General features: G+C 71.6%; 14 protein-coding genes and 1 pseudogene. 7 read left to right on the top strand and 8 right to left on the bottom strand.

The genetic code is table 11. The features are described 5' to 3' along the window. The first annotated feature begins 372 nt into the window (after window positions 1-372). From ACIO6U_RS21160 to ACIO6U_RS21150, 3 genes are all read left to right on the top strand, one after another. Window positions 373-1,158, top strand: coding sequence for a polysaccharide deacetylase family protein (locus ACIO6U_RS21160; RefSeq protein ID WP_401721212.1), 786 nt, complete (start codon window positions 373-375; stop codon window positions 1,156-1,158). Between the two features lie 167 nt (window positions 1,159-1,325). Then, on the top strand, window positions 1,326-2,027 hold the full coding sequence (locus ACIO6U_RS21155) for a FadR/GntR family transcriptional regulator (RefSeq protein WP_401721210.1): 702 nt from the start codon (window positions 1,326-1,328) through the stop codon (window positions 2,025-2,027). Continuing rightward, window positions 2,024-2,683 (top strand): alpha-ketoglutarate-dependent dioxygenase AlkB family protein, encoded by a 660-nt coding sequence (locus ACIO6U_RS21150; protein WP_401721207.1) that lies wholly within the window; start codon window positions 2,024-2,026, stop codon window positions 2,681-2,683. Before ACIO6U_RS21155 ends, ACIO6U_RS21150 begins: the two co-directional genes overlap by 4 nt. A 75-nt stretch (window positions 2,684-2,758) precedes the next feature. Here the strand turns inward: ACIO6U_RS21150 and ACIO6U_RS21145 are convergent, their stop codons facing one another. The 4 genes from ACIO6U_RS21145 to ACIO6U_RS21130 form a co-directional block, all read right to left on the bottom strand. Continuing rightward, window positions 2,759-6,940, bottom strand: a complete 4,182-nt coding sequence (locus ACIO6U_RS21145) for a carboxypeptidase regulatory-like domain-containing protein (RefSeq protein ID WP_401721204.1) — start codon at window positions 6,938-6,940, stop codon at window positions 2,759-2,761. Window positions 6,941-7,108: 168 nt separating this feature from the next. Beyond that, window positions 7,109-8,155 (bottom strand): LuxR C-terminal-related transcriptional regulator, encoded by a 1,047-nt coding sequence (locus tag ACIO6U_RS21140; RefSeq protein WP_391161009.1) that lies wholly within the window; start codon window positions 8,153-8,155, stop codon window positions 7,109-7,111. Window positions 8,156-8,350: 195 nt separating this feature from the next. Next, on the bottom strand, window positions 8,351-10,057 hold the full coding sequence (locus tag ACIO6U_RS21135; protein ID WP_401721201.1) for a nitrate/nitrite transporter: 1,707 nt from the start codon (window positions 10,055-10,057) through the stop codon (window positions 8,351-8,353). A gap of 279 nt (window positions 10,058-10,336) precedes the next feature. After that, the gene (locus tag ACIO6U_RS21130) at window positions 10,337-12,025 is read right to left on the bottom strand and encodes a cellulase family glycosylhydrolase (RefSeq protein ID WP_401721606.1); all 1,689 of its coding nucleotides are present in this window, start codon (window positions 12,023-12,025) and stop codon (window positions 10,337-10,339) included. A gap of 370 nt (window positions 12,026-12,395) precedes the next feature. Here ACIO6U_RS21130 and ACIO6U_RS21125 point away from each other — a divergent pair, with 370 nt between their 5' ends. Next, complete coding sequence (locus tag ACIO6U_RS21125) at window positions 12,396-13,331, top strand: siderophore-interacting protein (protein ID WP_401721198.1); 936 nt, start codon at window positions 12,396-12,398, stop codon at window positions 13,329-13,331. A gap of 282 nt (window positions 13,332-13,613) precedes the next feature. On the opposite strand, the pseudogene ACIO6U_RS21120 reads toward ACIO6U_RS21125, so the two are convergent. Then, window positions 13,614-13,883 (bottom strand): annotated as a pseudogene (locus ACIO6U_RS21120) (ABC transporter permease); the annotation flags it as partial. Window positions 13,884-13,931: 48 nt separating this feature from the next. Next, window positions 13,932-14,234, bottom strand: a complete 303-nt coding sequence (locus tag ACIO6U_RS21115; RefSeq protein WP_401721196.1) for a hypothetical protein — start codon at window positions 14,232-14,234, stop codon at window positions 13,932-13,934. Between the two features lie 130 nt (window positions 14,235-14,364). On the opposite strand from ACIO6U_RS21115, the gene ACIO6U_RS21110 reads away from it, so the two are divergent. Together ACIO6U_RS21110 and ACIO6U_RS21105 are read left to right on the top strand one after the other, a co-directional pair. Then, window positions 14,365-15,957 carry an amino acid permease gene (locus tag ACIO6U_RS21110; protein WP_401721193.1) on the top strand — a complete coding sequence of 531 codons (1,593 nt, stop codon included), beginning with the start codon at window positions 14,365-14,367 and terminating at the stop codon, window positions 15,955-15,957. A gap of 452 nt (window positions 15,958-16,409) precedes the next feature. Next, window positions 16,410-16,538, top strand: a complete 129-nt coding sequence (locus tag ACIO6U_RS21105) for a hypothetical protein (RefSeq protein WP_401721190.1) — start codon at window positions 16,410-16,412, stop codon at window positions 16,536-16,538. A 10-nt stretch (window positions 16,539-16,548) separates the two neighbouring features. Here the strand turns inward: ACIO6U_RS21105 and ACIO6U_RS21100 are convergent, their stop codons facing one another. After that, window positions 16,549-18,381, bottom strand: coding sequence for a HAMP domain-containing sensor histidine kinase (locus ACIO6U_RS21100; protein WP_355332936.1), 1,833 nt, complete (start codon window positions 18,379-18,381; stop codon window positions 16,549-16,551). A 49-nt stretch (window positions 18,382-18,430) separates the two neighbouring features. After that, window positions 18,431-19,159 (bottom strand): response regulator transcription factor, encoded by a 729-nt coding sequence (locus ACIO6U_RS21095; protein ID WP_355332939.1) that lies wholly within the window; start codon window positions 19,157-19,159, stop codon window positions 18,431-18,433. 111 nt (window positions 19,160-19,270) lie between these two features. Between ACIO6U_RS21095 and ACIO6U_RS21090 the strand changes: the two genes are divergently transcribed. Beyond that, window positions 19,271-19,966 carry a hypothetical protein gene (locus tag ACIO6U_RS21090; RefSeq protein WP_401721186.1) on the top strand — a complete coding sequence of 232 codons (696 nt, stop codon included), beginning with the start codon at window positions 19,271-19,273 and terminating at the stop codon, window positions 19,964-19,966. Window positions 19,967-20,072: the final 106 nt, after the last annotated feature.

The raw sequence follows: 20,072 nt of genomic DNA, 5'->3' as shown, positions 1-20,072 counted from the left end.
CGTGCCCAGTACACACTGGAACCGATCGGTCGCGCGCTGTTTTGCGCGAAGATCCTTTTCGATATGGCCCGAGGGCGACCGGTTCTGCCCGAAGTGTCGACACAACGGACATTCATGCACCGGGGCACCCCTGTCCCACCTGCGGCGTGGCCGAAACACCCCGCTATACATGCCGTACATAGCGGGTGTGTAGGGTGAGTCTCCGTCCGCTCAGCAGACACAGAGCGGACATACAGACTTCGCACGGATGTCGCCCGGCGAGCCCGCGCGGCGGGCCGGGCGGAGCCCCGTGCCGAGCAGCCGTACGCAGCCGCGCGGTGCCGTTCCGAGCCACCGCGCGGCGCGCCCACGCACAGACCCGGAGGACCCGCCATGCCAGGAACGCCCTCAGCCATACGACGCCGGTGCGCCGGAGCCGCGGTGGCGGCGGTGGCGCTGGCGACGGCGCTGAGCGGGTGCACCACCTATGACACGCAGTCCCCGCGCAGCGCGCGGAACTCGGCGGCGAAGAAGGCCGGGGCCGACGCGGCGCTGCCCGCCGGAGCCGTCGACTGCCGCAAGGCCAAGTGCATCGCGCTGACCTTCGACGCGGGCCCCAGTGAGCACACCCCCGCGCTGCTGAAGGTCCTCGACGAGAAGAAGGTGCGGGTCACCTTCTTCCTGCTGGGCCACAACCACGTGGACAAGTACCCGGACCTGGTCGCGCAGATGGGGCGGAACGGGAATGTGCTGGGCAACCACACCTGGACCCACCGCAGGCTGACCGATCTCAAACCGGCCGAGATCCGCACCGAGTTGGACCGGCTCAACACGGCGGTCGAGAAATTGACCGGCAAGCGGCCGACGCTGATGCGCCCGCCGCAGGGCCGCACCAACAAGGAAGTCGCCAAGATCTCCAAGGAGTTGGGCCTGTCGCTGGTGCTGTGGAACGACACGGCGAGCGACTACGCGACCACCGACTCCGCGCTGATCCACAAGCGCATCCTCAAGGACGCGCACCGGGACGGGATCATCCTGCTGCACGACCTCTACAAGGGAACGGTGCCCGCGGTGCCGGGGATCATCGACTCGCTGCGCGCTGAGGGCTACACCTTGGTGACCGTGCCGGAGCTGATGGCCCCCGCGAAGCCGGAGCCGGGGAAGATCTACAAGCCCTGAGGCCCCTCCCGCGCACCGGGCCCGTGCGCCCCTCCCGCGCATCGAGCCCGCGCATCGAGCCCCGCTTTCGGCCGCCGTCCCGCTCGGGTCGCCGTCCCTGTGGCCCCGAGTAAACTGATCTTGGGACGACTCCTCAGAGAACCTGAGACCTGCGAGGTGAGACGCCGATGACCGTCGGATCACTGCGCCCCAGTCCGCTCGTCGAGCAGGCCGCGCAGCGCCTGCGGGAACAGATCGCCGAGGGGCGCTGGCCGGTGGGCGCCAGGCTGCCGGGCGAGACGGCGCTCGCCGCGTCGCTCGGTGTCGGCCGGTCCACGGTCCGCGAGGCGGTACGCGCCCTGGCCGGTGCCGGGCAGCTGCGGACCCGGCAGGGCGCCGGGGTGTTCGTCATCGCCACGGAACCGGTCGAGGAGTGGTCGGCCAAGCTCGGCAGGGCGGCGGCGACGGACGTCCACGAGGTGCGCGCACTGCTGGAGACGCGGGCCGTACGGCTGGCGGCGCGGCGCCGTACCGGCGAGGACGCGACGGCGCTCGACGCAGCGCTGGCCTCGGCGCTCGCGGCCACCGCACGCGCCGCCCGGCCGGAGGCCGCCGCCGATCCGGCGGCCCGCGCGGACGCCGACCTCGCGCTGCACGCGGCGCTGGTGGCCGCGGCCGGCAATCCCGTACTCACCGATCTGTTCGCCGAGTTCGCACCCGCGCTGCGCGAGGCCCTGTTGGCCCTGGGGACCGCGGGTCCTGGCGGTCACGAAGCGCTGGTCGCGGCGGTGCTCGACGGCGACGCGGACGCGGCCGAGCGCCTGGTCGCGGCCGAACTCGACGTCATCGCCCGCCTGTTGCGCGAGGCGCGGGCCAGGAGCGCGGCGTGAACGCGCTCATCCCCCGGCCGCGCTCGCGGCCCGCGCCCGGCGCCGTCCACGTGCCCGGCTGGCTCTCCCCCGAGGAACAGGCCGAGTTGGTGGCGGCGTGCCGCGCGTGGGCGCGCGGCCCGGTGCCGATGCGGCGCACCCGGCTGCCGCGCGGCGGCGTCATGTCGGTGCACACGATGTGTCTGGGCTGGCACTGGAGCCCGTACGCGTACTCGCGGATCGCGCACGACGTGAACGGCGCCCGGGTCGCCGCCTTCCCCGAGCGGCTCGGCGAGTTGGGCCGCCAGGCGGTGGCGGACGCGTACGAGGACGGGGCCGCGGGGGCGGCGTACGCGCCGGACACGGTGCTGGTGAACTTCTACGGCGAGGGCGCCACGATGGGCATGCACCAGGACAAGGACGAGAAGTCCGGTGCCCCGGTGGTGTCGTTGAGCATCGGCGACACCTGCGTCTTCCGCTTCGGCAACACCGAGACGCGCGGAAAGCCGTACACCGACGTGGAGTTGGCCTCCGGTGACCTCTTCGTCTTCGGCGGGCCGTCCCGCTACGCATTCCACGGGGTGCCCAAAGTCCTTCCGCACACCGGCGATCCGGCCGTCGGGCTGAGCGGCGGACGCCTCAATCTGACGCTGCGCGTCACCGTCCTCACCGACTGACGCCCCTCGCACGGCGGCGCCCCCGCCGCCGGTGGGAACCGGCGACAGGGGCGCGCTGCTGCGAAGGAGTCCCGATCAGTCCTTCAGCAAGGTGAAGTTGCTGGTGACGGTCGCTCCCTTCGTGATCTTCACGGTGGCCACGGTCGGCTGCCAGCCGTCCTTGGCCACGATGAGCTGGAGCGGGTTGTTGCGGACGTCCAGCCACAGGGCGTACGTGCCGTCCGGGGCGGTCTTCAGCGTGTAGTGCGTCGCCCAGGTGTTGATCTGGACGGTGGCCCCGGCCAGCGGCGATCCGCCGCCGCTGACGGTGCCGGTGATCTTGCCCCAGGTGGCGGGCGGCTTGACGGTCAGCGACACGGGGATCGGGGCGATGCTGTACGGCGTGTCACTGGCCAGGCCGATCGAGGCCGAGTACGTCCCCGGCTGGGTGATCTCGGGGACGGAGGCGTCCAGGGTGACGGTCAGCGTGGTGCTGGCGCCGGGTGCGACGGTGACGGATGTGGCGCTCTCCGACAGCCAGGTGACGTCGGTGACGTCGGGCTGGTCGTAGCCGGGGAGCACTTCCGCGTTCTTGGCCGGGGTCTGGCCCGCCAGGCCGCCGACCGAGTAGAAGCCGGCGCCGCCGCTGCCGCGGTAGAGCGAGGCGTTGGCGTTGGGCAGCGCCGTCCAGGTGTTGTCGGTGGGCTGGTAGGCCCACGTCTGGTTGGTCAGCGCGGCGCCCGCGTTGATGGCACCGCCCTTGACCAGCAGCACGCCGTTGGCCGAGGTGTACGTGGCGCCCCACGCGTCGGTCGGCTGGTCCGCGATCGGCGACCAGGAGTCGGCGGCGGGGTCGTAGACGTACGCGTGAGTGGTGCTGCCCGCGTCCGTGGTGCCACCGGAGCAGTAGAGCTTGCCGGTGACCGCGCCGCAGGACTCCCAGGCGATGGGCTCCGGGTAGGCGGCGGCGCTGGCCCACGTGTTGGTGGCCGGGTCGTAGGAGGTGACGTCGGCGGTGCCGCACGCGGTGGCGGTGCAGCCGCCGACCGAGTACAGCTTGCCGTTGAGCACCGCGCTGCCCGCGCCCGCGTACGGCTTGGGCGAATTGGCTCCGGTGCTCCAGGTGTTGGAGGCGATGTCGTAGATTTCCAGCTTGGCGTCCGGGTTGCCGCTGGCGCCCCAGCCGCCGGCCGCGTAGAACTTGTCGCCGATCACGCCGTGGACCGGGGCCTCACGGGTGTCGGCGGCGGAGGCGAGCTTGGTCCAGGCGCCGCTGTCCGCGCTGTACGCGTACAGGTCGCTGGTGTCGGCCACGCCGGTGAAGCCGAACGCCGAGTAGACGGTCCCGTTGTGCACGGCCACCGCGTTGTCACCGGTGGGTACGGGCAGGTCGGGGATGGTCTGCCAGGCGTCGCCCGCCGCGCCCTGCGCGTTGGCGGCGGCGTCGGTGGTGGCCTTGCCGCCGGGCGACAGCGCGCCCTTCTTGGCGCTCGCGCCGTGCGTGGTGAGCGACAGCGGCGAGTAGTGGCCCTTGACGAGGTTGAGCGGGGCGCCGCCGGCCTTCTGGAGGACGACTCCGCCCGGCGTCTCGCCGAGGGTGACGGTGGCCGGGGCGTTACCGGTGTTCTTCACCGTCACGACCTGGCTCGCGCTCTTGCCCCAGGCGACGGTCTTGCTGATGCTCGCCGGGGTGACCTTGATCTGGCCCGCCTTGAGGGCGAGGTTGTGCGAACCGACGCCGTCCCTGGGGACGTTCACGGTCGCGGTCGCCGAGGTGTACTTCGACGCGGTGGCCGTGATCGGGTGCTTGCCGGTGAGGTGCGAGAACATCCAGAAGAAGCCGTCGCCCAGGTTCGGGTCGTCGGGCGTGGCGTTGGTGGTGGTGTGGTCGTCGGGCGCATCGGTGCTGGTGACGGTGGCGCCGTTGACGCCCGCCTTGGTGTTGCTGTCGGTCACGTTGCCGACGATCAGGCCGCCGCTGACTGGGTCGTAGGTCCGCTTGCCGACGAAAACGTTGTCGAGCTGCCACCAGTAGGCCCAGTTGCCCTTGTAGTGGAAGCGCAGCCGTACGTCGCTCTTGCCCGCGTAGTCGGCCAGCGGGAGTTCGACGTGCGTGGGACCGGCCACCGAGGTGGTCGTCTTGTGCCAGACGGTGGTCCAGGTGGCGCCGGCGTCGGTCGAGACGTCCACGTCGGCGGTGGAGTTGCTGAACGCCTTGTAGTCGGTGTCGAAGCCGAGCACCGGGGCGGCGACGTCGGTGAGGTCGTAGGACGGGGACAGCAGCGAGCTGTCCTGGCTGAGACCCTGGCCGATGTTGTCACTGTCGATGTTGGCGAAACCGCCGCTGCCGCCGGTCCTGTTGCCGCGGGCGCCCGGGTCGTTGAAGACCCAACCGCCGTTGGTGCTGTCCGCGTTGGTCACCGACCAGCCCGCCGGGGGTCCGGTGGTGGAGGTGAACGCCTCGCTGCTGCCGGTCAGGTGCACCGCGTAGCCGGGCGCCTGGTCGGACGACGGGTCGACGGGCACGGGGACGTTGAGCGTCTGGTCGGCGGTGCCGATCTGGAGGCTCTTGTCGACCGTCTTGTAGCCGGGGTAGTTGGCGCTGACGTGCAGGGTGTACGCGCTGCCCTGAGGGAGCGTCAGCGAGTAGTCACCGGTGACGGGGTCGGTGTAGACCGGCGCGCCGGGGACACCGTCGACGGTGATCTTCGCGTACAGCGGCCAGCCGTGGCCCGAGCCGTCGGTGACCTTGCCCGCGACGGTCTGCTTGGCCACCGCGTCCAGGGCGAAGGAGGTGGTGACGGTGGCGCCGTCGGCCAGTTCGACGGCGGACGCGGTCTTGCTCGCGTAGCCGTAGGCGGCGGCGGTCAGGTCGTAACTGCCCGGCGGGACATCCAGCTTGTAGCCGCCGGTCGCGTCGGAGGTGGCGCTGTAGTCGCCCGCGGTCACCTTGGCGCCCGCGATGACCGCCCCGGTGGCGTGGTCGGTGACCTTGCCGGTGAGCACGCCGTGCGGGCCGCTGCGGAAGGCCGCCAGGCCGTTCGGGGTGCCGAGGCCGGTCGGGCCGTCGTAGCCGGGGCCCGCGGTGCACTGCTGGGTGGGCGAGCAGGTGCCGTTGTTGCCCGCGGTGACGTCGTTGAGGGCGCCGGCCTGCGCGTACGGGTAGGAGTTCGGGTACGTGCCCGCGGCCGGGGTGCCGGCCGACGCGTACACGCCCGCGATCAGCGGGGAGGAGGCGCTGGTGCCGCCGTAGACCGCCCAGCCGTTGCCGCCGTAGCCCTGGTAGACGGAGACGCCGGTGACCGGGTCGGCGACCGCGGAGACGTCGGCGACGGACCGCTTGTCACAGAAACCGTTGGTCTGGAAGGCCGGCTTGGGCTCGTAGAGCGAGCATCCCGAACCGGGGCCGCCGTAGGTGTTGTTCCACACGGACTCGGTCCAACCGCGGCTGGTGCCGGTGTCCTTGGCGAGCGCGGTGCCGCCGACGGAGGTCACGTACTGCGAGGCCGCCGGGTAGCTGACGCCGAAGCCGTCGTCGCCGGAGGAGGCGACCACCGCGACACCCGGGTGGTTGTAGTACGGGTCCATGTCCGTGGTCTCGGACGGGTCCTCGCCGCTGCCGGGCGTGCTGCTGTAGCCGGTCCCGTAGGAGTTGGAGACGTACTTCGCGCCGAGCGCGACCGCCTCGTCCACCGCGGCGCCCAGGTCCGCGAAGTTCGCCGAGTCGGCCTCGACGAGCAGGATGTGGGCGTTGGGGGCGGCTGCCGAGACCATGTCGACGTCGAGCGAGATCTCGCCCGCCCAGTCGGGGTCGGGTGACGGGTAGTCGGTGCCGCCGCGCTGGCTGACCTTCTTGAAGCAGCCGTTGGCGGTGGTGCACTCGGGCAGGCCGTACTGTGCCCGGTAGATCGCCAGGTCCGCCTCGGCGGTGGGGTCGTCGTAGGCGTCGACGATGGCGATGGTCTGGCCCGCGCCGCCGTCGGCGGGCAGGTTGTACGCGTCCTGGAGGTCAGTGGCACCGAAGCCGGCCGGGGTGGCGGCGAGCGGCTGGATGCCCTTGTGCGCGGCCACGTCGGTGCGGCGCAGCGCGAAGCAGCGGAATTGACCCGGCTGGGCGTCGCCGCACTGCCGTACGACGTCGGGCCGGGAGGAGGGTGCGGCGGACGCCGTTGCCGCGGCGGGCAGTTGAAGGCCGAGCAGGGCGATGGTGGCCGACGCGAGGGCGGCTACCGCGGTAGCGGCGCGCCGACCTCCGCTCCGTCTGGGAAATATGCGCAAGGCGGGACTCCGTGATGCCGGAGGGGACCGTGCCATGACGAGGTCGTGGCCGGTTGCGGTCCGATCGAACCGCTGGCGTATACCTGTGCCTCACACGCACCACTGGAACCCGAAGTGATTGTCGGATACCTGACATCACCCACACCGGAACTGCACGTCGCGTTCACGTCAACCAGACGGCACAACCTCACCGCGTCCGTATCCGTCGTCCAGCCAGCCGTGCCGGGCCGCGTGCCAGACCAGCCGTATACGGTTGTCGACTCCGGCGTCCCGCTGCATCGCCGCGATGTGCCGCTGCACGGTCCGCACCGCGACACCCAGGGCGCGGGCCATCGCCGCGTCCGTGCTGCCGCTCACCAGCATGGCCAGGATGCGCAGTTGGACGGCGCTGCGGGCCGGTCCCGCGTCGGCGCGGGCCGGCGAGGGTCCGGCGTCGGGGCGGCCGAGCGGCACGGCGTCCGCCCACACCGACTCGAAGAGCGTGACCAGCGCGTCGAGCAGTCCGCTCGGCCGGATCACCAGCATCACCGGGTCCGGTGGCCGCGCGTCGGCGGGCAGCGGCAGCAGCGCCAGGGAGTGGTCGGCGACGCACAGCCTCACCGGCAGCCGGTCGGTGACCCGGACGAACGCCTGCTGCCGGGTGCCCGGCGGGTCGAGCGCGGCCAGCGGGTCCAGGCCCATCGACTCCAGGCCCGCCCGCTCGAAGACCACCCGGCGGCGTATCCCCGGCACGGCGGCCGAGCCGCAGGCCAGCGGGTCGGGGACGGTGTCGTCCGCCGTGTCCTTGTCGGTACGGACGAAGGCCATCAACTCCGAGACGGCCGAGGCGTGGAGCTGTTCCGCCCAGCGGCCGATGGCGGCCTGGCCCTCGACCACCCGGACGATCTCCTCCGCCCGGTGGCCCTCGTGCACCCGCTGGTACTCCACGCCCAGCCGGTCGAGCAGTTCCCGGCCGCGCCGCAACTGCTCCTGGGCGCGGGACACCAGCGGCAGCAGCGTGCTCTGCGGCGGCACCGGATACCAGCGCCCGTCGCGCCCGAGCTTCGCCAGGCCGCGCCCGGCCAACTCCCCGCAGGCTTCCTCCGCCCGCGCCCTCGACACCCCCATCTGCCGAGCCAGTTCCGCATCGGCCACTCCCCGCGTGGCCACCAGCAACGGGTAGGCCCGGTCCGCGTCGGCACTCAACCCCAGAGCCTCAAACGGACGTTCGCTCATGATCGGGACTGTAGCCCTCACGGGCCGCCGAGACCGGCGATTCACACAGGCGCGCCATGGCCTTCGCACATCATTCATGGGCCCGCCGGGCGCCGAGGCACCTGACGGGCCCATGACCGGGCCATTACCCCCGCATGACTGACGCTGTGTCATTTCTTGAGCACGGCGGGCGATTTCGCGGGTGTGCCGTGTGCCTCAGGCGGGTTCCGCCGCGAGCGCCGCCATTTCGCGGTCCACCGCCGCCTGGTGCTCATCGGCGTCCTGCTTGGCCCGCTTGGGACTCCAGCGACCGGCCATCACGAACACGAACGGCAGGAAGAGGACTTGGCCGCCGACACAGATCCACCACCAGGTACGCCACTGGCCGGGGCCGTCGTGCGCGGCCTTCTGCACCTTGGCGCCGTACTTGGTGAGCACCGCCAACTGCGGCTGCGCCTTCTGGACCACGGCGAGGTCGGCGGGGCCGACCTCCTGGACCGCCTGCTGGGTGAGGGCCGCGGGCGCCTTGCCCGGCGGGTACTTGCCCAGTTCCGCGAAGAGTTGGGGATGGGCGTTGACGACGGCGAGCGCGGGCGCCGCCTGCCGCTGCGCGACGGTGACCTCGGTGCCGTGGTCGACCAGCGGGGTGACGGAGGTGACCAGCACCGGGATGAAGGCGGCCGAGACCGCCACCACGATCCTGATCGTCCAGCCCCACACCGCCAGGCCCGTCGCGGTGGCCGCCGGATTGTGCTTCTCGACGGTCTCGGTGAAGCTCGCCATCCACGGCCCGTAGGCGATGCCGCTGAAGACGCCGATCCCGATGAACAGCCACGCGAAGGTGTAGTAGCCGGTGGTGGGGTGGGTGGCGCGGGAGGCGAAGATCGCGGTCACCACGATGGAACCGACCGCGCCCACGATCATGAACGGCTTGCGCACCTTGAGCCGGTCGGAGATAACGCCGATCACCACCAGGGCGATGGCGTTCGCCGCCCAGTACCAGTTCGCGACCGCGTTGGCCCGCTGCTCGGTGTAGCCGTAGGTGGTCGCGAAGTAGACGACGAAGTTGCCGACGGCCGCGAAGTACAGCAGCAGGAAGAGCGAGATCGCCAGCGCGGAGCCCGCCACGTCGAGCCGGAGCATCTGCCGCCACTCGCCGCGCCTCGCGGCCTGCGGGTCGATGCCCTTGGCACGCGCCTCGACCAGCGCCCGGTCCCGCAGCGTCACCATGATCTGGTCGCGCAGTCCGGGGGACAGCTCGCGCAGCGCGAAGATCGCGATCACGAAGACCACCAGGCCGGAGACGCCGGAGTAGCGCAGCTCGTCCTGCCAGCTCGACGTGTCCAGGGTGTTGCTGGTGACGGTGGTGACGACGAGGCTGCCGATCACCGGCCCCATCGTCCAGGCGCCCATCGCGGTGGCCCGCCCGACCTGCGGCGAGAAGTCGCGGATCAGCGCGGGCGTGGCCACGAGCACGATGCCCTCGATAAAGCTGACCAGCGCGAACAGCACCAGATACGTGGTCTTGCCGCCCGCGTTCGGCAGTCCGAGGAAGACCAGCAGCGACGCGACGAGCAGCCCGTAGACCACCAGATTCGCCCGCCCCCAGCGGTCGGCGAGCCCGGCCACCAGCGAGGCGAAGGCGCCCACCGCGTTGCCGATCACCGAGACCCACACGAAGTAGCGGTAGGTCATGTCGAAGTGCGTGATGATCGACGTGGCGACCGCGTACTGGATGTAGAGCATGTAGTACAGCACGACCGTGGTGATCACCACGATCGCCAGATACGCCATACGACGCCCGGTGGCCGGATATTCGGCCAGGTCACGGCGGTAGAGCCGACTGAGCGCGGTACGGGCGCCTGCGGACCGGGCGTCGGGCCCGGGTCTGTCGGCGTCGAGCGGCGTCGGGGTGGCGGACATACGGCTCCTCCTGGAGATGCTTGGAGACCGGGTGGAGTGGCACGGGGACGGCACTGCTGCGGCCCCTCGGGGGTGCGGTGCGGCCGGCCCCGAAGGTGTGGCCAGAGGCTAGTACCGACTGGTCGGTATGCCTAGGGGTCTGCACGGGGTCAATTCCGCGTCGCATCGAGGCCGGGGCGGGCCGCGCCGGCCCCGCGCACAACGGGGACCGGCGGGCCCCTGAACGGGACCCGCCGGTCGGTGGCGCCCCGCGGGGAGCGCCGGCACATCAGTGGTGCGTCAGGTGGCGGTGCAGGTCAGCGCGGGTGCGCCGAGGGTGCCGCTGGAGGTGCCCTGGAGGCCGAAGGTGGTCGTGGCGGCCGGGGCGAGCGCGGCGTTGTAGGCGAGGCTGCCCGCGGTCACCGCCGCTCCGGTCTGGTGGATGTCCGCGTTCCAGCCGCTGGTCTCCTGCTGCCCGCCCGGCCACGTCCAGGTGACCTTCCAGCTCTTGGTCGCGGCAGTACCGGAGTTGGCCACGGTCACGGTGGCGGTGAAGCCGCCGCTCCACTGGTTGTCGGTGTGCCAGGTGGCCGTGCAGCCGGAACTGCCGCCGGTCGGACCGCCGGTGGAGCCGGAGGTCGTACCGGTCGACGTGCCGGTCGACGTACCGGAGGAGGTGCCCGACGAGGTGCCGGAGGACGTGCCGGAGGACGTGCCGCTCGACGTGCCCGACGACGTGCCGGTCGACGTACCGCCGTTGGTGGTGCCACCGGTCGTGCCGCCCGAGTCGCCGAAGCCGGGCGCCTTGATGCTGGCCAGGTAGCCGTCCTTGACGGTGTTCACCGTCGTCCAGTCGTCGTTGAGGATGCCGCCGGTGTCACCGGAGTTGGGATTCCACGACCAGAAGGTCCAACTGAAGCTGTCGCCGCCGTAGGTGCTGGTCGGCCGCAGGTAGTCCACCAGCGTCCGCAGCCAGGTCTGGTCGACGGTCGACTGGAGGGTGGTGCCGAACTCGCCGACCCAGACCGGGGCGATGTTCTGCTTGAACAGATAGCCCCAGTACTTGTCCCAGATCGCCGACATGTTCGCCGGGAAGCTCGGGTCGCTGAACCACGGCTGCTGGGCGACGCTGGTCGCGTAGTCGTGCGCCGAGTAGACCACCCGGTTCGCCACGTTCAGCTCGACCGGGTACTGCCCCGCGCCCATCAGGTTGCCGCCCCACCAGCCGGACGTCCCGTTGAAGGTCTGGACGCCCTCCACGAAGATCAGCAGATTGGGGTTGACACCGAGGACGGCGTTGCCGCCGCGCTCGGCCGCCAGACGCCAGTCGATCGTGGTGTCGCCGCAGCCCCAACAGGCCGGATCGTGCGGCTCGTTGTGCAGGTCGATGCCGACGACCGCCGGGTTGTTCAGGTAACGGGTCGCCATCGCCTTGAGGTTGGTGATCCAGGTCGACTCGGGGACGGCGGCGGTGTACCAGAGCGCGGACTGGCCGCCGGAGTCCGGACGGTGCCGGTCAAGGATGACCCGCAGCCCTATGGAACCGGCGTAGTTGACGATCTTGTCCATCACGCCGAGGGAGTTGAGGCCCTGGAGATCGGCGTTCATGCCGCCGGAGTAGTTGATGCTGGAGGGCATCGTGCCCTTGAAGATGTCGTCGCTGTACGGCAGTCGGATCGTGTTGTAGCCGAGCTGCTTCATCTGGTCGATCATGCTCTTGTAGTCGCGCGACCAGATGCCGTGGGCCACGTAGTTGCTGGTCTCGAAGCCGAACCAGTTGACGCCCGCGATGCGGACCGACTTGCCCGTGGAGTCCAGGATCTGGCGTCCGCTGGTGTGCCAGTAGCCGGTGGCGGCCTCTGCCGCCGCCGGAGCCGCGGGCGCGCCCGCCGCCGTGGCGTGCGTCTGTCCGGCGAGGGAGAGCAGCGCGAGCAGCGCCGCCGCGACGGCGGCGGCCAGAAAGACCCGCAGCCTGTTCGCTTTTCTCAGGGGGCTCAGCGAGCCCGGAAAGGGGACCACGGTGGCGATTCCTCTCGGTGGGGGGACGGAACGCTTCAGTTCGTGGTGGGGGTGGACGGCGGAAGCTCGATGGGAGCGCTCCCATTCGTAACCGTATGGAAGCGAGGACACGCGAGTGGCGTCAAGAGGAAACACAGGCTTCAAGTAGTGAAGCCGGGTGGGGGCGGGGCCGGGGGCAGTACCGAAGAGGTGTCGGAGTGGGCTCAGGGAGTCGTACGAGCGGGGTCGCCGACACCTGGCCCGTAATCAGTTAGGCTTACCTAACTAAGCCTGGGGGAACAGTCCGGGCGCAGCGCGAACCACGCAGTACGGCACAGCACCGAGAGAGCGGAGCACGCCCATGGCAGACCGACCGGTGGGACGGGCGACGGACCAGCAGACGGGCGCGGCGACGCAGGACCCGCGGGCCGAGGAGCGGGCGGTGCCCGCCGCCGAGCGCCCCGCACGCCGGGCCCCGCGGCTGAACCACGCCCGCGTGATCCGTTCCGAGCGCGTCACCCCGCACATGATCCGGGTGGTGCTCGGCGGCGACGGGCTTGCCGGGCTCCCCGTGGGCGACTACACCGACCATTACGTCAAGCTGGTCTTCGCGCCTCCCGGGGTCACGTACCCCGAGCCGCTGGACATGGAGGCCGTCCGCCGCGACCTGCCGCGCGAGCAGTGGCCGACCACCCGTACGTACACCGTGCGCGCCTGGGACCCGGTCGCGCCCGAGATGACGATCGACTTCGTCCACCACGGCGACGAAGGGCTGGCCGGCCCCTGGGCGGCCGGTGTCCGGCCGGGCGACGGCATCTACTTCATGGGCCCCGGCGGTGCCTACGCGCCCGACCCCGCCGCCGACTGGCACCTGCTCGCGGGCGACGAGAGCGCGCTGCCCGCCGTCGCCGCGGCGGTCGAGCAACTGCCGCCGGGGGCACGGGCGAAGGTCTTCGTGGAGGTCGAGGGCCCGGCGGAGGAGCAGAAGCTGGCCACCTCGGGCGACGCCGAGATCGTCTGGCTGCACCGCGGTGCCCGGCCGGTCGGCGAGGCGCTGGTCGAGGCCGTCACCGGTCTGGAGTTCCCGCCGGGTGACGTCCAGGTCTTCGTCCACGGCGAGGCCGGTTTCGTTAAGGACCTCCGCCGCCACCTCCGCCTCGACCGCTCGATCCCCCGCGAGCGCCTGTCGATCTCCGGCTACTGGCGCCGCGGCGCCGACGAGGACGGCTGGCAGGCGTCCAAGCGGGAGTGGAACGAGCAGGTGGAGCGCGAGCAGGAAAGCGGCGCCGGGCGCTGAGCGCGCGGCGGGCGTGAGCGCGCGGCGGGCGTCCCTGACGGACGGGGAGCGGGGCCGACCCGTTGCCCGCCCGGCCGCGGACGGAACGTCCCCCGGCCGCGGATGGAACGTCTCCCGGCCGTGGACACGCGCGGCGGCGGCCCGCCGCCCGTTCGGCCCGAGTGGGTGACCGGGGGCGGGCCGTCCGCCGCGCGGGGCGAACCGCTGCCGCCGGGAGCCGCCTTCGCCACTCGGGCCGTTGATGCCGCTCGGACCGTTGATGCCGCTCGGGCCGGAGGGCTGGACCGACTTCTGGTACGAGCGGAAGGTGCGGGTCGACAGCCACACCGCGACCAGGGCCAGGGCGAGCAGGCCGCCGCCGCGGCTGAGGACGTCGCCCCGGCCGGGGTCGGCGGACATCGCGGAACGGCCCGCGACCAGAGCCCAGTTGACCGGGTTGACGTCGGCGATGTGCCGCATCCAGGACGGCATCAGGCCGGGCGCCATGAAGGCGGAGGACAGGAAGGTCAGCGGCAGCGGCAGGAACGTGTTGATGCCGATGATGCTCTCGCGACCATGTGGGCCTGGAATTCGGTCTCCACCACGAAGATCCGGGGCAGTTCACCGTCCAGCTTGTCCAGGACGCCGCGCAGGGCCGCTGTGCGCTTCCAGCGTGTTGGCCCGCTCGGCGAGCAGTTCCGCCACCTCGTCCGGGTGCAGCGCCATGATCAGCGACAGCGCCGACTCGAAGGCGGGGTACTCCCTGGCGGGCACGGCCACCATGTCGGCGAGCCAGTCGCGCATCTCGGTGCGGCCCTCGGCGGTGAGCCCGTAGAGCGTGCGCTCCGGCCGGTTGCCCTGCCGCTGGACCCCCGCGACCTCCACGAAGCCGTGCTTCTCCGCAGGCCGTCGGTGCTCCCGCACCGTGAGGCGTCCGCGCGCGAGGCGGGGTGAGGACTTCGGCCCGCGCGCGACACGGCCGTGTCATTCCGGCGAAACACCGGGTCCCTAATTTCTGTCGCCCGACAGGAATTCGTGACAGGGGGCCAGGCCCATGACCGCCACCGCACCTTCCGAGGTCCGCTCAGACCCGCCGGACCACGGCACCGCCGCCGACGCCGCGGGCACCGACGCACCGGGCACCGACACCGCGGGCACCGACACCGCGGGGCTGGCGGGCTTCGGCTACCGCCAGGAACTGCACCGCAGCCTCGGCCGGTACGCGTCCTTCGCCGCCGGTTTCTCCTTCATCTCGGTGCTGACCACCGTCTTCCAGTTCTTCGCCTTCGGCTACTCCTTCGGCGGCCCGCGCTTCTTCTGGACCTGGCCCGCCGTCCTGATCGGCCAGCTCCTCGTCGCCGCCTGCTTCGCCGAACTCGCCGCCCGCTACCCGATCTCCGGCGCCGTCTACCAGTGGTCGACCCGGCTGAGCAACGCCGTCTTCGGCTGGTACGCGGGCTGGATCATGGTCATCGGCCAGGTCGTGGTGGTGGCCGCCGCCGCGCTCGCCCTCCAGGTCGTCCTGCCCGCCGTCTGGTCCGGCTTCCAGCTCATCGGGACCGATACGTCACCGGTCTCGTCGGACGGCGCGGCCAACGCGGCGCTGCTCGGGATCGCGCTGCTCGTCCTGACCACCGTCGTCAACCTCCTCGACAACACGGTGATGTCGCTGGTCAACCGGGTCGGCGTGACCGCCGAGATCATCGGCGCCGTGCTCATCGTCACGCTGCTCTTCACGCACGCCGACCGCACGCCGTCGGTGACCGTGCACGGCGGGGGCGGCTCGTCGGCGCTGCTCGTCAGCTCGATCGCCGCCGCGTACGTGATGATCGGCTTCGACAGCGCGGGCGAGATGAGCGAGGAGACCCGCGATCCGCAGCGCGTCGCGCCCCGTACGATCCTGTCCGCGCTCGCCGCGGCCGGCGCCCTGGCCACGCTTCTCGTCCTCGCCGCCCTGCTGGCCGCGCCCAGCCTCACCGACGGGCGGCTCGGCACCGAGGGCCTGTCCTACGTGCTCACCAGCCGGCTGGGCGACGGTGTCGGGCGCGCGCTGCTCTGTGACGTCGCGGTGGCCGTCACCGTGGCGACCCTCGCCATCCAGACGTCGGCCACCCGGATGCTCTTCTCGATGGCCCGCGACCGGGCACTGCCCTTCTCCGGGCCCCTCGCCCGCGTCTCCCCCCGCACCGGCCAGCCCCCCGCCCCCGCCCTCGTCGTCGGCGTCCTCGCCGCGGCCCTCCTGCTGCTCAACTTCGGCTCCCCCGACGCCTTTCTCGCCATCGGCACCACCTGCATCGTCATGCTCTACCTCGCCTACGCGATGGTCACAGGCCCCCAACTCCTGCGCCGCCTGCGCTCCCCCCTCCCCCCGGCCACCGACCCCTCCGGCAACCCCCTTTTCTCCCTGGGGCGTTGGGGCCTCCCCGTCAACGCCCTCGCCCTCCTCTACGGCCTCGCCATGACCGTCAACCTCGCCTGGCCCCGCGCCACCGTCTACGACCCCTCCGGCGGCCACTGGTACTTCCAGTGGTTCACCCTGCTATTTCTGCTGGCCGTGCTGCTGGTGGGCTTCCTCTGGCGGACCCTGAGGGCACATCGGGGGCGCATCGCCCCCGAAGGGGCAGCGTTTCCAGAACCGACTCCATGACAGCCGCCGTGGTGTCGTCGCCCACCGGCCACAAGCCTGTGTACTCGTCGAGCGTGATCGACGGCTTGCTGTGGCCGAGTCGCACCTGAACGGTCTTCACGTTCTCGTTGTTCTTGATCGGACACGACGGCGTACCAGTCGCGGAGCCCGTGGAGCGTCAGCTTCTCGGGCACCCGCGCCACCGATCCGACAGCGATCAGGACGCGGTTCGCGTCCTCGCGCATCCACTTCCGAATTCGTGCCCACGCCGACCGGCGGATCGGCCGCCGCCGCATCGTCGCCATCGCCCCCGCCTACGCCGCACCGATCGGCGAATGGCTCTCTGGCAGCGCCTCTGCCCGGGAACGCGTCATGCGCGGTCTCGACCCCGCGGACCGCGCCGCGGTCATCACCGCCCTGCACGCCTACGAGGCCGCAGTGGCCGCCCTTGGCGCCGACGGGTGATACCTGGGGTGACGGAGCAGCGAGCCATCTCTTGCCCCGGCCGGGACAGCACCACATCCTGGCCCGACCTCAAAGCGATCGGGACGGCGCTGACGCCCGGCGTGATCCTGGGCGGCGAGGCCGTCGTGTTCACCTGAGGTGTCGAGCTCAGCGCTCCCGGCGGTCCTTCGCCGCCCCGGCGGGGTCGCGCCGCAGAGGCGGTGCGGCGGCGGACGGCAGGTGGAGGGTGAAGAGCGACCCCGCGCCCAAAGTGCTGGACACCGTGACCCGGCCGCCGTGCGCCTCAGTCAACTGGCGAACGATCGCAAGGCCGAGGCCGCTGCCGCCCGTCAGCCGACTGCGGGACTTCTCCGACCGCCAGAAGAGGTCGAAGACGTGCGGCAGCTCCTCATCGCTGATGCCGCTGCCGGTGTCGGCGACCTCGATCAGCACCGACCGGTCCCGGACGGACGTCCGGACCTCGACGCTGCCGCCCGGCGGGGTGTGCCGGACCGCGTTGGACAGCAGGTTTCCGACGGCCTGCCGCAGCCGCAGCGCGTCGGCAGTCAGCTCCGGATCGCCTTCCGCGGACCAGGTCAGCGCGACCCGCGCGGTGCGGGCGGCGTCACGGTGGGCGGCGCAGACCCACTCCACGACCTCCGCGGCCCGGACCCGCTCGGTGTGCAGCCGGAAGGTGTGCGCGTCGTCGGCGGCCACGTCACGCAGGTCGTCAATAATGTGCTGGAGCAGCAGCGCCTCACGCAGCAGCCGCGAGGTCAGGGGCCGGTCGGCGACCGCCACGCCGTCCTCGACCGCCTCCAGCCAGCCCCTGATGTTGCTCAGCGGGGTGCGCAGCTCATGGGCGACGTCCCGGACCATCGCCTTGCGCTGGTCCTCCAGGCGTTCGCGGCGCGCGGACAGGTCGTTGAAGGCGACCGCGAGCGAGCCGATCTCGTCGTCGGTGGAGACCGGGACTCGGTTGCGCGCCTGGTCGGGCCGCTGGGCGGCCTCGGTCAGGGTGCGCAGCGGCCTGATCAGCCGGGTCGACATCAGCACAGCGGCGGCGACGGTGACCGTGAGCACCAGGGCGGCGACCTCGACGATGCGGACGGCGTTCGCACCGGTCAGGGCGAAGCCGGTGGTGTCGGCGCCCGGAACACCGGTGACGAAGAGCAGGGCACTGGGCGCCACGTAGGGAGCGAGCTGTTCGCGGCGCCCGTCCTCGACACAGCCCTCGGTGATCCGGCCTGCGTCCATGGGCGCGTAGAGCGTCTCGATCGACTGCGGGCCGATGTAGTCGAGACCGATCCGGATGGGCGACATCCCCTGGCGGCGCAGACACGGGTTGACCAGGCCCTCCAGTTGGTGGAGGGCGGCGGCCTCGGTCGGGGTGGGGCGGGTCAGGATCCTGCTCTGGCCGCCGCACACGTCGGGGATCACGGGAGCGGCGGCGGTGAGGGACTCGGTGGTGACCCGGGGCCGGCCGCTGGGGGCGTAGCTGATCTGCGACGGCTCGCCCAGCTTGAGCAGGCACCCGGTGATGCTCCGCGCCGAGGCCGCGAGTGCCGTCCGCTCCGCGGCGGTGAGGCGATAGGGGCCGACAGCCCGCGGGTCGATCGGGGTGGCGCCGGTGCCACCGGTCAGTGAGGAGTCCACCGCGAGCGGGTTGACGACCGCGGACACCGCGGCGGGCAGTGCGGCGTGGTCGGCCGCCGCGGAGTCGGCCAGCGTCCGGCGCTGCGGGGTGGTCAGGACGATACGGCGCCCGGTGCGCTTGGCCAGCGACGCCACGTCGGGGGCCACCGCGTCCCAGCTGCGGTGGGTGGCCGCGTAGCCGAGCAGCGCGTCGTAGACCTGGGCGTCCCGGGCCAGTACCTGCCCCTGCTCCTGCCGCAGCGCGTGGGACGTGGTCGTCGCGGCCAGCCAGGCGGTCGCGGCGATGGAGCAGACCGCGATCAGCACGGAGGTGGCGAGCAGCCTCACCATCAGGCTCTTGCGCAACGGGACGCCGCGTCTGCTACGGGTACGGCTCCTACGGGTGCGGCGGTCGCTACGGGGCACGGTGGCCGCGATCCGTGCGGTCCCGGCCGTTCGCACCGTCCGTCAACTTGTAGCCCACCCCGAAGACGGTGACCAGGCGCGCCGGGCGGCGCGGATCGGCCTCGGTCTTCCGGCGCAGGTTCATGACGTGCATGTCGATGGTGCGCTCGGAGGTGTACGCGTCCGTGCCGGAGACCTCCCGCAGCAGTTGGGCGCGGGTGAAGACCCGGTCGGGCTTCGCGGCCATCGCCGCCAGGATCTCGAACTCGCCGCGTGTGCAGTCCACGACATCGGAGTCGATCCACACCTGGTGCCGGGCCGGATCGACGGTGAGGCCGCCCACGTGCAGGGTGAGCCGCGACCACCCGCCGGACCGTTGGGAGCGGAGCAGGAGCGTGCGTACCCGGGCCATCAACTCCCGCGGGCTGTACGGCTTGGTGACGTAGTCGTCGGCGCCCAGGCCGAGGCCGAGCAGCAGATCCTCCTCGTCCGTCCGCGCGGTCAGCATCAGCATCGGCACGTCGCACTCCCGGCGCAGGATCCGGCACACGTCCATGCCGTCCACCTCGGGCATCATCACGTCGAGGATGAGCAGGTCGGGCCGGAATCTGCGGGCCTGGTCGAGGGCTTCACGGCCGTCGCGGGCGACGACCACGCCGTGGCCCTCATGCTCCAGATACCGCTGGAGGAGTTCGGCGTGCGTCTCGTCGTCCTCCGCGACCAGGACACGTGCGCTCATGCGACGACTGTAGAGCCGTACAGGTGCGATCCGAAGAGACCGGAAATACGAAAAACAGAATTCTGACAAGTCTCTGACCAGGTGCCCACACCTCTTGTCCACGATGTGGTCATGCCGATCACGACCCCAGCCACGCCCTTCCCCCGCCGCAGCCTGTCCCGTCACGCGGCGTTGACCGCCGCCGGTCTGGCCGCGGTCACCGCGCTGGCCTCCCTGACCGCGTGCGGCGGTTCCCACTCCTCCGAGGGTGCCCGCGGCAGCGGTGTGGCATCGCTCGCCGCCACCTCGCCGCCCGCACCGGGCTCGGTGCCGTCGTCGGGGTCCTCGACGTCAGCGGCGGGCGAAAACCCGGCGGCACCGGCACCCGACCCGTCCAACACCGCCTCCGGTCGTCCCCAGATACGGCTCGACGACTCCCCCGCGACCCAGATGCGCCTCACCAACGCCTACGCGTCCTGCCTGATCCAGCACGGTGCCACCCGCGAGACCGGGGGTGCGGGCAAGGAGCAGGGCGGAATCCAGGCAATCGGCGTGAAGGACGGTGCCCCGCGGGCCGCGATCATCGCCTGCGAGTCGAAGGAGCCGCTCATGCCGACCAGCGAGGACCCGGACAACCCGCACGCCAGGGACTACGTGCGGGACGAGGTGAACTGCATCAACCGCAAGGGCTACGAGACGGTCAGAGCCTACGAGGGCGGCTTGAGCTGGACCTACGTGCGGGCGCCCCGCACCCAGGAGCAGGGCGAGAAGGCCATGGCGGCGGAGCGGGCCTGCCACATCCAGGTGTACTCGCACGTGTACCCGTAGGGAAACGGGAGCGGGTGCGCGGGGCGGTGCCGTGACGGCCGCCGCCGACCGGGCCGGGCAGCGGCCGTGGTGAACAGGAGCTCGGAAAGTACGTGTGCGACCGATG

Origin of the sequence: Streptomyces sp. NPDC087422 (assembly GCF_044744145.1) — a bacterium.
Classification (GTDB): Bacteria; Actinomycetota; Actinomycetes; order Streptomycetales; family Streptomycetaceae; genus Actinacidiphila.
The sequence above is the reverse complement of the archived record's forward strand: the minus strand, read 5'-3'. Positions and strand labels throughout refer to the sequence as shown.